The sequence below is a fragment of the Bacillus thermozeamaize genome (assembly GCA_002159075.1).
GTDB lineage: Bacteria > Bacillota > Bacilli > ZCTH02-B2 > ZCTH02-B2 > Bacillus_BB > Bacillus_BB thermozeamaize.
This window is the reverse complement of sequence record LZRT01000066.1, coordinates 13,914-27,861: the sequence shown is the minus strand read 5'-3', so window position 1 is coordinate 27,861 and position 13,948 is coordinate 13,914. Positions and strand designations below refer to the sequence as shown.

The following is a 13,948-nucleotide window of genomic DNA, read 5'->3' as shown; positions in this document are numbered from 1 at the left end:
TATCGCAAATAATTTGTACACATATCATTTGTATTCAAATCATTAACAGGGAAGATAATAACCCATGCAAAAGGGTGGATTTCGTTGAAGATGGGATTGAAAAAGTCGGAATCATCAAAATTACATTATGGATGGCTTGTCGTATTGATCGTGTTTGTGACCCTGATGATATCGGCCGGGATCCGTTCTATCCCGGGCATCTTTATCATGCCTTTCGAAGAGGAGTTCGGCTGGAGCCGTTCCGAAGTATCCACCGTCGTCGCGATCAATATTTTTTTATATGGTCTTACAGGTCCTTTTGCCGCGGCATGGATGGAACGTTTCGGCATTCGCCGAACGATGGTGGCTTCCCTGCTGCTATTGGCAGTGAGTCTGTCGCTGACGCCGTTTATGAACGCATTGTGGCAATTTGACTTTCTCTGGGGCATTGTTGTGGGCGTGGGGGTAGGCGCACTGGCGAATGTGCTGGGCGTGACGGTGGCCAACCGGTGGTTCGTCAAACAGAAAGGTCTTGTGGTCGGGATGCTTACGGCGAGCGCTGCGACCGGGCAGTTGCTGTTTCTGCCTTTGTTGGCGAAAATCACGGAGGAGGTTGGCTGGCGGTATTCGGTTTATGCCGCTGTTGCCGCCCTGGTTGTGTTGTTGCCGATCGTTGCCGTATGGATGCGGAATCACCCCTATGATATAGGCGTGGCGCCTTATGGCAGCGACCAATTGGTCAAACCGCCTGCATTCCAAGGGAATCTGTTCCTTGAACCGTTTCGTGTTCTTCGCATTGCTTATCGGAGCAAAACGTTCTGGCTGCTTGCGGGTTCGTTTTTCATCTGTGGGTTCACGACGAACGGATTAATCGGCACGCATCTTATCGCCGCTTGCGGCGATTTTGATATTTCGATGGTGACGGGGGCAGGGCTGCTTGCCTTAATGGGCGTTTTTGACCTTCTTGGCACGACCATATCGGGCTGGCTATCCGACCGTTTTGACAACCGCTTGCTTTTGTTCTGGTACTATGGTCTTCGCGGCCTATCCCTGATTTATTTGCCGCAGGCGTTGGGGCTCGGGCCAATGCATCTATTCGTCTTCGCCGTATTCTATGGTTTGGATTGGATTGCTACGGTACCGCCTACGGCAAAACTGACGACCGAGGCCTTCGGTAAGGAGCGTGCAGGCATGGTATTCGGCTGGATTGTCGTGTCCCACCAGCTGGGAGCCTCAACGGCGGCTTATTTCTCAGGGGTGTTGCGGGATTGGTTTGGAGATTATATCATGGCTTTCGTCTTGGCCGGATTCCTTTGTTTTTGCGCGGCCATGATGTCCACCAGGATTCGGATGGCCGATACGGCGATCCAAAGAGGGCTGAGCGTATAGTTGCGAAATTGCATGTCATTGTCCTGAGATCAAATGAAAATTTGGCGCTTCGGAGAGAGTGGTCCAATCATGGAAAGGATTGAAGACTGCATCAACTTTCTTTTGGGGAAAGCTTATCAAAAAGCGAACCAACTGAGCAAACAAAAGTTGAGCTCCTACAATCTTACTTCTGTGCAGTTTGCAGTGTTGCATTTACTGTGGGAAAAAGATGGCCGGCATGCTGCTGAATTAGGTGAGCGTCTGCTGCTGGATGGGGCCACCATGACCGGTCTATTGGATCGCCTGATTCAAAAAGGGCTCATTGTCCGCCGCCCAGATCCGAATGATCGCCGCGTCAATCGGATATATCTCACCAATAAGGGAAAGCGGTTGGAGCAAAAGTTGAATCAAAAGATGGACGAGGCGAATGAAGAACTATTAAAGCACTTTACAGAGGCGGAAGTGGCGTCATTAAAGCGGATGTTGGCCAAAATCGGCGGAGTGAACAAGTGACGTTGTCAGCGGGACCGGATTGGGCCATTCGGCGCCAGGGGAGTCTGCGCGATGGCCAAAGCGAGCGATGGCGGAGTGAGTATTGATCTTTTTGACAAGGTAGCATATAATAATAAGCCCAGACAGGGAGTGGCGCTGATCATCGACATGAGATCTTGAGCCTCTACCAAGGTTGAACCATGAACAAGGGGGCGTTTTGGGATTCGACGGGGGTGTTACGTGCATCAGTAGCGAGCCAAGGGGCCGCGACCTTGTCTAACGCGGAGCCAAATGTAAACGGCAAAAAACAAGAATCTCTCGCACTGGCTGCTTAAGCTGTGCGGCTCCATCCCGCCATCGCCCACGTGGCGGACATGGGGCTCAACCCTTGTGGGCTAGCCTTCCAGCCTGTTCCCGGCTGGTAGGCGAACAGAAGGGAACTCGTCTGGCGAAAGGCCTGTCACTGGGCAATTCGCTGGATTAAATCGCAATACAGTGACTGCGCTCGGAGAAGCTGGTGTGAACGTTGCCTCCGGACAGGGGTTCGACTCCCCTCGCCTCCACCATGTCATGAAAAGCCCGACCTCATGCGGTCAGGGCTTTTCTTATGCCCGAAATCGATTCATTGCCGACGTCACGCGTTGGATGAAAAAGGCGGTCGACTATCCCCGTCGACCGCCTACGCCTAAAATGGATATAGGTTCAGTTCCCAGTTCCGAAAAAGGCACGATAAGCAATGCGGATCGTTACTCCGTTTTATGAGCCGTTTATTTTTTCCATTACGGCAAAGTAATTTTGTTCATTATCTGCAAAGTTAAACACTCTGCCGGAAGGCATATTTACAATTTCTCCGACTTTGACATTTTTATTTGATAAGTCTCTATGCAATTCATCGATATTTTCCGAAAAAAACAATAAAGAAGGTGTGCCAAGATTTAATTCGGGTTCCATTTTCGCGACGAATTCCTTATTATGGAGAACGATGCTTGTTTCTGTGCGCTTTGTCGGAGCAATTTCAATCCATCTCATTCCTTGACCGTGATTTTCTTCAGAAATGACACTGAATCCCATTTTTTCTGTCCAAAATTTCACTGCCTCATCCTGGTTGTTTACATACAACATGATTTGACCGACTTTACTAATCATATACTTTTCCGTACCTTCTCATAATAATTTAAAATCAAATAATAAAGAAAACATCAAAGCCGCTGCTCCGATTCCTTTCCATCGCCAAAGTTTCTGATATCTAATGACAGCTTATTCCGACACCGGGCGGTTGATTAAACAAATTTTTGTCGTACCGATTTTGACGGGTCAAGCGCTATATTGCCATTTCCCATAAGCGCCGTGCCGACCAGCAAAAGGGTCCGCTATCCCGCTTAACCCCCTTTCCGGCTTGTCTCCATTGCTTCCTTATATCATAACATGTAAAATGCGTCGTGCATACTTTCCGTTAGCGTCATTTGAATCATCGTTGCGTCATACCTTTGCCAGAGTGATGTGCGCGGCAGGGCAGATCGCGGAGAGGGGAACATGGTTTCGGGAATGCTGAACGATAGCTCTGTGCATCGTTTTCAGATGGAGGGAGATAATATCATTGGCTTGGGGCGGCTACGCCAGCCAGCCGATGCAATCCACTCAAGTTCGCCTAGGAGGGGAAATCATGGCCAACGTGTCGATGGTGATGAACCAGTTGCATCAGATTCAGCAAATCTTCAACCAGGCACAACAAGCAGAGCAGCAGATCCGGTCTCAGATTCAGCAGTTGGCACAGGTGGAACAACAAAATTCGCAGCAATTGTTCCAGCTTGGCCAACGAGAGCAAGATACCGTGCAACAGTTGCAGCAGCTCTATCAGCAACAACAGCAAATCTGGAAGTCGATCCAGCAGTGCGAGCAGCTGATCATGCAAGCGGAACAGCAAATGAGATTGTTTCAGGGAGTGGTTCAGCCTTCGGCCACTTCCCAAACGCAAACCGGTTATTATACAGGTGCGCCGTATCAAACCACTTCCACTTACAGATCCTATAACCAGTATCGGCAACAATAACGCTTTTTTTGGGAGAAAATGGGAAAGAGACTGCCTTCGGCATGGGGCAGTCTCTTGCGTTTGCGATGGATAGCGGCGGGTGAAGACAGCCGTCTATTGGGGAGGCGTTGTCTCTTCGGGTGAAGACGGGCCGCCGTCATTCGGGGGTGGCGCCGGCACGGCCGGAACGCCTGCCTCAGCCCAGGCCGACTCTTTTCCTGCGACGTCAACGGCGGTCACCCGGTACAGATACATGCCCGCAGCAGAATCCGTGAATTGGAGCGGTTCGCCTGCGAGGACGGCACCCACTTTGACAAAATGCTGTCCATCACTGGAGCGGTATACGCGGTAACCCACGACATCCGATTCCGGATTGGCTTGCCAGGCCAGGGTGGCTCCCTGAAGGACCACCCCTCTGGGGGCGGATGGGGGATGGCCGTCATCCTGGCGTGGATCCATCTTGTTCGGCAAGGTATCTTTCCAATCCAGCGGCCTGTACCTGTCCGCGGAACCGCCGGGAGGAACGTAATAGGGCTGCCGTTTGATGAACACGCCCTCCCGTACCATGTCCGCCGGCGTGGCTTCCTGCGCCAGGTAGTTTTCATTGTTGTAAAAGACGAGACGGGCCTTGACGTGGACGTCGCAGCTTTCTTTCGGCAGATGGTCGCGTTCAAACCAATCGGTGGTCAGGGTTCCGGCCAGGCGGCAGAGATCGGTGGGCAATTTGCCCGACAGTGAACAGACCGTTTGCTTCACCAGACCGTCCGGTTTGGGGAACGTGGCCTCCTTGGGAGAAAGGCTGGGATCCAATTCCATCAGACGATTGAACAGCAGCACCCAGATTTTCTTGGCGCGGTTGGCATCGCTCATTCTGTGGTTGATTTCATAGCCTGTCCACACCCCAAGCGAGATTTCCGGGGTGTAGCCGATGAACCAGAGATCCACGTTCCGGTTGGTGGTTCCGGTTTTCCCTGCCAGATCCCTTTTGATTTTCAGCTTGTTGTATATTTGTGAGCGGGCTGTTCCTTCCGTCACCACGGTGCGCAACATGTCCGTGATGAGATAGGCGGTCTGTTCCCGGAAGACCGGTTTCTTTTGCACCTTGTGCTGGTAAATCAGCTCGCCGTTCGGTCCCTCGATCCGTTCGATCAGGTAAGCGTCGATAAAATTTCCCTGGTTGGCAAATGTGGCATAGGCGTTGGTGATCTCCTCGACAGTCAGCCCGTAAGCCAATCCCCCGATCACGCCGGTCTGGGCGGCATAGTCCCCTTCGGTGAGGGTGTTGACGCCCAGTTCCTTGACGTATTTCAAGCCCTCCTGGATGCCCAAAAGATCGTTGTACACCTTCAGGGCAGGAATGTTGTAGGATTTGTTCAGGGCGTGACGGGCGGTCATCAGCCCGTGATATTTGCCGTCGTCGTTTTTCGGGATGTGTCCGGAAAGCACAATCGGGGTGTCGTCGATGGCGGAAGCAGGCTGCAGCTTTCCTTCTTCAATGGCGGGTGCATAGGCCGCCAGCGGCTTCATGGCCGAGCCGGGCTGTCTTGGCGACGTGGCGAAATTGACCTGGGAGATGTCAAAGCCTCTCCCTTCAACCATTCCAAGTATCGCGCCCGTCTTGTTATGGATGAGGACGGCCCCGACCTGTTCAGGAGCATTGGTGATTTTGCGGCCATCCGAAGCCGTGTAACTTTTGTTCGGGCCGAAATTTTTCGGGTTTTGGGCGATTTCCTGCATCGCATCATAGATTTTTTTATCAATGGTGGTGATAATGCGGTAACCGCCGCGCAGCACTTCCTGCCGTGTCTTGTTTAAGGCCTCTTGATAATTGGGATCGTCCCGCCGGATGCCCTTTTGTTCCAACAGTACCTCGGCAGCCCGTTTTTCGATTTCCATCGTCAGATAGGGATACCGTTCAAATGCTTTGGGAGTGCGCTTGGCCAGCGAAGAGGCGATGTCAAAGGCAAGCGCCTCTTGGTATTCTGCAGGCGTGATGAAGCCCATTTCCAGCATCCGGTTGAGGACCGTCTTCTGCCGTTCCAGCCCGCGTTTGATGCCGTCTTCCTTGAAGGGGGTGTAGGCGGCCGGATTTTGCGGGATGCCGGCCAAGTAGGCGGCCTGGGCAAGGTTCAACTGGTCCACATCGACGCCGAAGATCCCCTTGGCGGCTGCCTGCACGCCATATACATGCGTGTTGTTGGCGCTGGGTCCGAAGTAGATTTCGTTCAGGTAGGCGGTCAGGATTTCTTCCTTGGACATGATCCGGGTGAGGCGAAGCGCCAGAAAGATCTCTTTCGCCTTGCGCGCGTACGTTTGGGAAGGATCTTCCAGCACCGCGAGCTTAATCAGCTGCTGTGTGATGGTGCTGCCCCCGGTCTGCACAGGCGCGCGGGTGAGCTGCTGCAGCACTGCGCGCGCGAGACCGCGCACATCTATCCCCGGGTTTTCGAAAAAGGTGCGATCCTCTGTGGCGATGAAGGCTTTGATCAGATGTTCCGGAACTTGATCCAGCGTGACGTTTTTCCGGTCTTCATCTGTTCGCAATTGTCCGATTAATGTTCCGTCGCGAAAGTAGATGAAAGTGGTCTGGTGGTTGTTGGTGACCAGGTTGATCATTTCCTCCCGCCCCAGAACGGGCTGATCCTTGACCAACGCGCTGACCAGCCCAAAACCGGCGCCGGCGGCAAATACCGCCCCTGCCAATCCGAGATAGACAAGCAGCCCGAACGTGATGGCAGCTGTCCGGAGAAGCCGGCGCCACGGGAACGGCTGTCCGGCGGGCTGGGATGGTTCCTGTTTCTCCTTATCCTGCTCCATGCGCTTCCTACCCCCTTGTTTAAACAGGATCATTATACCATAAGTTCTAGATTGCTTGATGAAATGGTAAAAATCTTCCAGCGAGATCAGGGGGTAGAGTGGTCGCCTCGTTTGCTCTGGGGGGCCATCTGGCATTACAATGAGTATTGAAACATCCTTTGAGGAGGAACCGTGGATGAGAGTAGGGTACGTTGGTCTGGGAAAAATGGGGCTGCCCATGGCGAAAAATCTGCTGAAAGCCGGTTATGAGGTCTGGGTCGTCAGCCGTTCACGAGGCCCGATTGAGCAAGCCTTGGCGGCCGGGGCAAAGGAGGCGGCCAGCCCGGCAGACCTGGCCAGCCGGGTGGATGTGGCCCTCACTTGTGTTCCGCTGCCGCAGACAGTGGAAGAAATTTATCTGGGGGAAAACGGCCTTCTGGCAGGTGCTCATGAAGGATTGATTCTGGCCGATCACAGTACGGTGGGGCCGGAACTGAACCGGAAGATCGAGGCTGCGGCCAGAGAAAAAGGCGTGGCTTTTCTCGATGCGCCAGTCAGCGGCGGACCGATGGGGGCAGAGGCGGGCACGCTGAGTATTATGGTAGGTGGAGACGAGTCGGCCTTTCAGAAAGTTTTGCCCGTTTTTCGGGCGATGGGACGGCATGTGGTCCACTTTGGCCCGAGTGGCAGCGGCAGTGTGGTGAAGCTGCTGAACAATATGCTGGTGGGGGTTCACGAGCTGGCATTGTCGGAAGTGTTGCTGATGGCCAGCAAAGCCGGGATCGATATTCACCAGCTGTATGAATTGCTGATGAACAGCACCGGGGCCAGTGCGATGCTTGCGCGGAGTTTTCCGTTTATTGCCGAGCGGGATTTTGCGGCCCGTTTCAGCATTGACCTATTGTTGAAGGATCTGGGGCTGCTCTTGGAGATGGCGGGCCAGCTGGGCATTCAGCCGAAAACCGGTCAGTTGGCTTATGAAGCCGTTGCGGCGACCAAAGCTTCCGGATATGGAGAGCTGGATGTCGCCAGCATCCTGTTGCCTCTGGAAGAAGCATACGGCGTCAAGGTGTGCGCTGGCGAGAAGACAGAAGAGAGGAAGGATGGATAGGCTGTCGCCTCGGAGGTCTAGGCAGACGGGGAATTTGCATGCGAGAGGAGGATGGACAGATGGGGGAAGGACCGTCGGGTTGGACGCCTGAAAAAGCCTTTGAAAAACTGCAGGAAATCTATACCGACAAGTTGATGCAGGATGAAAAGCGGTGGGTGTTGCGGTTGCTGGAAAACCGGCTGCGCCGGCTGTTGCAGGATCTCGGTATTGAAGAGGCCCTGGAACCGTACGAAAAGCGGCTGACATTTTTCCGGGAATTTGCCCACATTCCCGGGGACAGCATCTTCGATTCCATCCAGTATGTATTCAATCTGGTCCGCGGCAACAAGGAGCCGGATCCGGGTGTGACCCAGATGCATCTGAACCGGATATACCATGCGTTGTTCACTCCGCCCGGGCTGAAAAATCCGTGCATCCCGGAAACGTTCTGGATGACGCCGCTGGGGATCGCTTGCCAGGTTGCCGAAAAAGGAGTGGAATCGGTGTATCCACTCCTCGACGAACTGGAACTGGATGAGCGGTAGCCGGCTTAAAATTGAAGGTATCTGACGTTTCCCGCCGCCTGTTCCTGCTGTTCGGAAGGGCGTGGCCTTTTTTTTAGGATAAACTCCGCGATGTCTTCCGGATGACGGTGGGTCCACTGCGGCGGAATGTAGCCGTTGTAGGGATGATAAAGAAAATATTCCAGCATCCATTCCAGCAATTCCTCAAAGGGGTGAAGAGGATACCGCTTTCTGATCAGGATGCGCAGGACGGACCAGAGAAGGCCAGGGGTCATGCCGCGTTCCAGCAATTCCTGCACCAGCTCGGGTGCATGGCTCTTCGCCTGTTCCAGCCATTTGACGACGCCTTGGAAACTGAGCAGCTGTTCCAGCTTGAGGTAACAGATTTGACGGATGTGGTCCAGCAGCCTTTCTTCGTCTTCGGCTGCCTCAATGGATGTATCTTCAAACAGGCTTCCCTCACCAGCTGGCTGTCCGCGAAGGAGTATCCGATATTGTTTGGGCTGGCAATCATCACCGCGGCGAATCCGGATCGGAGGCAGAAAAACGCCGGTTTTGGCAAGCACCTCCTTGCGCAATTCCTGGACGCGGCCGGTGAATGACGAGCCGGTACATAGCCGTTCGTACAGTTCATTGCCCATTTGCAAGGTCAGGACATCCGCTTTTTGCTGTTGATAGGCTTCTGCAGGACTCCATTCATTCATTTTGCTCAGGACCCCCTTTCAACAACATCGGTGGCCTCTTCTATCGCACCTCGGTATTTATGTGAGAGATGTCGCTGATGGGCATGGGATCAGTTCACAAATTTGTTCACATATGATCATTTTATGTGTTCATTTGAAAGATGTCTATATACGGGGTGTCCGCGGTTCTCAGCCGAGTTTCGCCGATTTTCAGCTTCTTTTAAGGTTTGTCTGGCAAGATGAAGTTGAAAAACCTTAGAGCAGGGAAGTGATGTGGGATGTCAGACTTTGATCGGAAACCGGAGGAATCTCTGGCAAACCAGGTATCGATGCGCGAGGGAGGGGCCGTTGAACCGGCCAGCACCTGGAGGACCGTTCCCGCCCCGCGTTCCAAGCGGCGATTTCCCTGGGTTCCGGTGCTGCTCGCCTTTGTGTTCGGCGTGGTGCTGGTGTCAGGTGTCGTGATGTGGATCGGCAATGCGCAATTTTTCGCCGCCAAGGAGCCGGGGGAACAGGAGACGAATTTGTCACAAGCACCGCAAGCGACGGAGGAACCCACCTCCATGCCCGTGGTGTATCCGAATCACATTGCTGACATCGTGGACAAGGCAGGCCCGGCCGTGGTGAAGATTGATACGAAGGTGACGACGGAACAGTCTCAACCCTTGAATCCCTTTTTCAACGATCCTTTCTTCCGCCAGTTTTTCGGCGATACAGGACCTGGCCAGCAACGCGTGCAGGAGGGCATGGGGTCGGGATTTATCATTTCGGAAGACGGCTATATCCTGACCAACCAGCATGTGGTGTCGGGCGCTTCCGAGATCCTGGTGACGGTGGTCGGTTACGAAGAACCGTTTAAGGCGCAACTGGTCGGCGAGGATTTTGACCTGGATTTGGCGGTGATCAAGATCAAGGCGCCAAAACCGTTGCCCACGCTGAAGATGGGAGATTCGGACAAGGTGAAGGTGGGCGAATGGGTGATCGCCATCGGCAACCCCTACGGCCTGGATCACACGGTGACCGTTGGCGTTGTCAGCGCCAAGGGAAGGCCTGTCAATATTCCCACCGAACAGGGGATGCGCCGCTACAAAAATCTGATGCAGACCGATACGGCGATCAACCCGGGCAACAGCGGCGGGCCGCTCCTGAACCTGAATGGGGAAGTGATCGGGATCAATACGGCCATCAATGCCAATGCCCAGGGGATCGGTTTTGTCATACCCACTTCGACGATCCGGCCGGTGCTGGATGAACTGATCGAAAAAGGAAAAGTGATCCGGCCCTTCCTTGGCGTCACTGTTCAGGACGTCACACAAGAGCTGGCCGAGTATTTCAACCTGAAAGAGGCTGCCGGTGCGATTGTGACCGATGTGGTTCCGGGCAGCCCGGCGGACCAGGCAGGCCTTCGGCGCGGTGATGTCATTTTGAGCATTGATGAACGTCCGGTGAAAAACGCCGAAGATCTGGTCAACCAGATTCAATCCAAGAAGGTGGGAGCCAAGTCGGTGCTCCTGTTGTCGAGGGAAGGGCAGACCATGTATGTCCAGGTGACCATTCGTGAGAAATAATCCATCGAGGTGAAGAGGGTGGGAAGGGAAACCATTCTCGTCGTGGACGATGACCTGAAGATCACCGCCCTGCTGCGGCGGGTTTTGGCGGCTGACGATTACCAGGTCCGGACGGCCAATGATGGGCAAAGCGGGCTTGCGATGGCCCTGGATGAAGAAGTGGATTTGGTGGTGCTGGATGTGATGCTTCCCGGAGTCTCCGGCTGGGAGATTTGCCGCCTGATTCGGCAAAAACGCTCGGTTCCCATCCTGATGCTGACGGCTAAGGGCCAGGTGGAAGACAAGGTGAAGGGCCTCGACAGCGGCGCCGACGATTACCTGGTCAAGCCCTTTGCCCTTGAAGAGTTTCTCGCACGCGTCCGCGCCTTGCTGCGGCGCCGGCGCACATCAGGGGAGGCTGGAGTCGCCAGGCAGGAGAGGGAATGGTTGCAGTTTGCCGATCTGCGGCTGAATCGCCTGTTGCGGGAGGCGGAGCGGGGAGGTCGGAAGATCAGCCTGACGTCCAAGGAATACGAATTGCTGAGCTGTTTTCTGGAGCACCCGAATCGGGTGCTTTCCCGTGACTTTTTGATGGAGCGCGTCTGGGGATATGACTTTGAAGGCGAATCCAATGTCCTTGAAGTATACATCGCCAATTTGCGGCAAAAATTAGAGGAATCAGGAGAGTCTCGCCTGATTCACACGGTGCGCGGGGTAGGCTACGTTCTCCGGGAGGGATGAGCATGCACGTCCATCTGTCGATTCGCTGGCGGCTGACTTTGTGGTACTGTGCCATCCTGATCCCGGCGTTGTTGCTTCTGGGGTCCTTTGTCTATCTGTTGGTTGCCCGCACCCTGGCCCTGGAGTTGGATAACCACCTTAACACGACGGCACAAGAGGTGGAAAAGACGATTCGCGTGGTTTCTTCTTTTCCTTTCCCATGGGAAAATCTGGTTCTTCCGGACGTGAATGTGTTCGCCGACCCGGACACCTTCTTGCAGGTGGTGGATTTCTCGCGGAATGTGATAGTTTCCAAATCCCGCAACCTGGGGAATCAGACGCTCCCGGTTCGCGCCTCGACGATTCAACGGGCTGCCGCCGGGGAGCGGTTTTATCAGACGTTGACCGTGGATGGACAGTCGATTCGCCTGTACAACGTGCCGCTCAAGCTGGATGGCCAGCTGGTGGGCTTGCTGCAGGTGGGCAGCCCCCTCTCCGGCATGAAGCGTTCCTTGCAAAACCTGCGCTGGGCCTTGTTTGCCGGGGGGTTGATCATGCTCGGCCTGACGGGCGCTGTCGGCTGGTGGATGGCACATCAGGCCCTGCGCCCCATCGAACAGATCGCCCAGACGGCCGCTGAGATCCAGGAAGGGAAAGACCTGGCCCGGCGCATTGCCGTCCCGCCCATCCGTGACGAACTGGGCCAGCTGGCAGAAACGCTGAACTCCATGCTGGAAAGGCTGGAGCAGGCTTACCGCAGCCTTGCCGAATCCCATCATTTCCAGCGCCGCTTCATCTCTGACGTTTCTCACGAGCTCCGCACGCCTCTGACCACCATTAAGGGAAATCTGGATCTGCTTTACCGTCTGCGTGCCGGAAAGGAACAGACGGACGGGGATGCTGCCGGGCATCAGACAGCGGCGGAGCGTGGGCTCAAGCTGGACCCTGATGATGAGCTGGAGATGCTGAATGACGCACGGACGGAAGTGGACCGGATGATCCGCCTGATCCAAGACTTGCTGACGCTGGCACAGGCGGATACCGGCGTCGGTTTTGAACTGAAGCGGGTGAAAGTGGCTGACTGGCTGCCGCAGAGCCTGCGTCTGGCGGAGCGGCTTCCCCGTAGCGCTGCCGTGACCTATCAGACCGAGATTGACCCGGCGCTTTTGGAACGCACCCATCTGGCCGACACCGATGCGTTGCAGCAGCTGGTTTACATTCTGGTCGAGAATGCATTCAAATACACGCCCCAGGGCAAGGTGACCGTTACCGCCAGTGCAGCGGGGGAGATGCTGCAATTGCTCGTCGAGGATACCGGAATAGGGATGCCTCCCGAGGTGCAAAAACACATTTTTGAACGCTTTTACCGGGCTGACCCGGCGCGCAGCACGCCCGGCACGGGACTGGGCCTGTCGATCGCCGAACGTATCGTCGCCGCACACCGGGGCAAGATTGAAGTGAACAGCCGGGAGGGAGAGGGCAGTTGTTTCCGGGTGCTCTTGCCCTTGCAAACGGCAGAAAATTGCTTGCCAGTCCTGATGGAGTCAGATATGATGGGGAAAAGGGGAGGGATGGCAAATGAACGTGATTAAAATTTCCCCGCGCGGATACTGTTACGGCGTGGTGGATGCCATGGTGTTGGCTCAGCAGGTTGCCAGTGATGCTTCGTATCCGCGACCCGTTTACATCCTCGGAATGATCGTGCACAACAGTCATGTGGTGGAGGCATTTCGCCAACAGGGGATCATCACTTTGGATGGTGAAGACCGTCTCTCCCTGCTGGATCAGATCGATCAGGGAACCGTCATTTTCACGGCTCACGGGGTCTCGCCCCAGGTACGGGCCAAGGCGGCCGCCAAGGGGTTAACCGTAGTGGACGCCACCTGTCCGGATGTGATGAAAACCCATCGGCTGATTGAAGAGAAGGTGGCCGACGGATATGTCGTCATCTACATCGGCAAAAAGGGACATCCTGAACCGGAAGGGGCCGTCGGCGTGGCCCCCGACAAGGTGTTCCTGGTGGAAAATGAAGAGGATGTCCGGAATCTGGACTTTCATCATGACAAGATCATCGTGACCAACCAGACGACCATGAGCCAGTGGGATACCCGGCATCTGATGCAGCTGATCGTGGAAAAGTACCCGCAGGCTGAGGTGTATAACGAAATCTGCCTGGCAACCCAGCAGCGTCAGGAGGCGGTTGCGGAGCAGGCTGAGGGTGCGGATTTGGTGATTGTGGTCGGTGATCCGCGCAGCAACAATTCCAACCGCCTGGCCCAGGTGGCGCAAGAGATCGCCGGTGTGCCTGCCTATCGGGTAGCGGATGTCACGGAGATTGACCCGGAATGGCTCAAGGGTATCCGCACGGTGGCCGTCACTTCCGGAGCATCTACGCCGACACCGATCACCAAAGAGGTGATTGACTACCTGGAACAGTTTGACCCGGAACGGCCGGAAACCTGGCAAATCCGGCGAACGGCGCAGCACACCCGTCTTCTCCCCCGTTCGCGGACTGGGAACGAAAGCGTCTTGAAGGGTTGAGTTTTGGCAGATTGAATCTTATAATGGTAAACCACTTGGACTGGCACAATGCCAGTTTTTTCTTACTAACATAAAATATGAACAGTTTTTTCGCGTTTTGAATCGGCAGGTGTAGGAAACCCTATCATCAGAACGCCAGGGAGGAACGTGTCCAAATATGGAACCGAAACAGCCCACCC

At 54.7% G+C, this 13,948-nt stretch carries 12 protein-coding genes and 1 other RNA gene; 10 read left to right on the top strand and 3 right to left on the bottom strand.

All coding sequences use genetic code 11. The annotated features are described in order from the left end of the window. Positions 1 to 96 precede the first annotated feature (96 nt). The 3 genes from BAA01_13685 to ssrA all read left to right on the top strand — a co-directional run bounded on the left by BAA01_13685 (position 97) and on the right by ssrA (position 2,405). Complete coding sequence (locus BAA01_13685) at positions 97 to 1,368, top strand: MFS transporter (protein OUM88120.1); 1,272 nt, start codon at positions 97 to 99, stop codon at positions 1,366 to 1,368. 69 nt (positions 1,369 to 1,437) lie between these two features. Then, on the top strand, positions 1,438 to 1,860 hold the full coding sequence (locus tag BAA01_13680) for a transcriptional regulator (protein OUM88063.1): 423 nt from the start codon (positions 1,438 to 1,440) through the stop codon (positions 1,858 to 1,860). Positions 1,861 to 2,047: 187 nt separating this feature from the next. Continuing rightward, positions 2,048 to 2,405, top strand: a transfer-messenger RNA (tmRNA) gene (gene ssrA / locus BAA01_13675). Between the two features lie 190 nt (positions 2,406 to 2,595). Here the strand turns inward: ssrA and BAA01_13670 are convergent. Further along, positions 2,596 to 2,985 carry a glyoxalase gene (locus tag BAA01_13670; GenBank protein OUM88062.1) on the bottom strand — a complete coding sequence of 130 codons (390 nt, stop codon included), beginning with the start codon at positions 2,983 to 2,985 and terminating at the stop codon, positions 2,596 to 2,598. Positions 2,986 to 3,502: 517 nt separating this feature from the next. On the opposite strand from BAA01_13670, the gene BAA01_13665 reads away from it, so the two are divergent. Then, positions 3,503 to 3,889: a hypothetical protein gene (locus tag BAA01_13665; protein ID OUM88061.1), complete on the top strand. Its 387-nt coding sequence runs from the start codon at positions 3,503 to 3,505 to the stop codon at positions 3,887 to 3,889. A gap of 93 nt (positions 3,890 to 3,982) precedes the next feature. Here the strand turns inward: BAA01_13665 and BAA01_13660 are convergent, their stop codons facing one another. Then, positions 3,983 to 6,685, bottom strand: a complete 2,703-nt coding sequence (locus BAA01_13660) for a hypothetical protein (GenBank protein OUM88060.1) — start codon at positions 6,683 to 6,685, stop codon at positions 3,983 to 3,985. 175 nt (positions 6,686 to 6,860) lie between these two features. Between BAA01_13660 and BAA01_13655 the strand changes: the two genes are divergently transcribed. Together BAA01_13655 and BAA01_13650 are read left to right on the top strand one after the other, a co-directional pair. After that, the gene (locus tag BAA01_13655) at positions 6,861 to 7,775 is read left to right on the top strand and encodes a 3-hydroxyisobutyrate dehydrogenase (protein OUM88059.1); all 915 of its coding nucleotides are present in this window, start codon (positions 6,861 to 6,863) and stop codon (positions 7,773 to 7,775) included. Between the two features lie 59 nt (positions 7,776 to 7,834). Beyond that, positions 7,835 to 8,299 (top strand): hypothetical protein, encoded by a 465-nt coding sequence (locus tag BAA01_13650; GenBank protein OUM88058.1) that lies wholly within the window; start codon positions 7,835 to 7,837, stop codon positions 8,297 to 8,299. A 5-nt stretch (positions 8,300 to 8,304) separates the two neighbouring features. Here BAA01_13650 and BAA01_13645 read toward each other — a convergent pair whose 3' ends face one another. Continuing rightward, positions 8,305 to 8,982, bottom strand: a complete 678-nt coding sequence (locus tag BAA01_13645) for a hypothetical protein (GenBank protein ID OUM88057.1) — start codon at positions 8,980 to 8,982, stop codon at positions 8,305 to 8,307. 395 nt (positions 8,983 to 9,377) lie between these two features. Between BAA01_13645 and BAA01_13640 the strand changes: the two genes are divergently transcribed. The 4 genes from BAA01_13640 to BAA01_13625 are packed head-to-tail and all read left to right on the top strand — an operon-like array spanning position 9,378 to position 13,769. Further along, a complete protein-coding gene (locus BAA01_13640) occupies positions 9,378 to 10,529 on the top strand; it encodes a peptidase S1 (GenBank protein ID OUM88119.1) in 1,152 nt (383 codons plus the stop codon). 18 nt (positions 10,530 to 10,547) lie between these two features. Next, positions 10,548 to 11,249 carry a DNA-binding response regulator gene (locus BAA01_13635; protein OUM88056.1) on the top strand — a complete coding sequence of 234 codons (702 nt, stop codon included), beginning with the start codon at positions 10,548 to 10,550 and terminating at the stop codon, positions 11,247 to 11,249. A gap of 2 nt (positions 11,250 to 11,251) precedes the next feature. Then, on the top strand, positions 11,252 to 12,820 hold the full coding sequence (locus BAA01_13630) for a hypothetical protein (GenBank protein ID OUM88055.1): 1,569 nt from the start codon (positions 11,252 to 11,254) through the stop codon (positions 12,818 to 12,820). Further along, complete coding sequence (locus BAA01_13625) at positions 12,807 to 13,769, top strand: 4-hydroxy-3-methylbut-2-enyl diphosphate reductase (GenBank protein ID OUM88054.1); 963 nt, start codon at positions 12,807 to 12,809, stop codon at positions 13,767 to 13,769. Before BAA01_13630 ends, BAA01_13625 begins: the two co-directional genes overlap by 14 nt. Positions 13,770 to 13,948 lie beyond the last annotated feature (179 nt).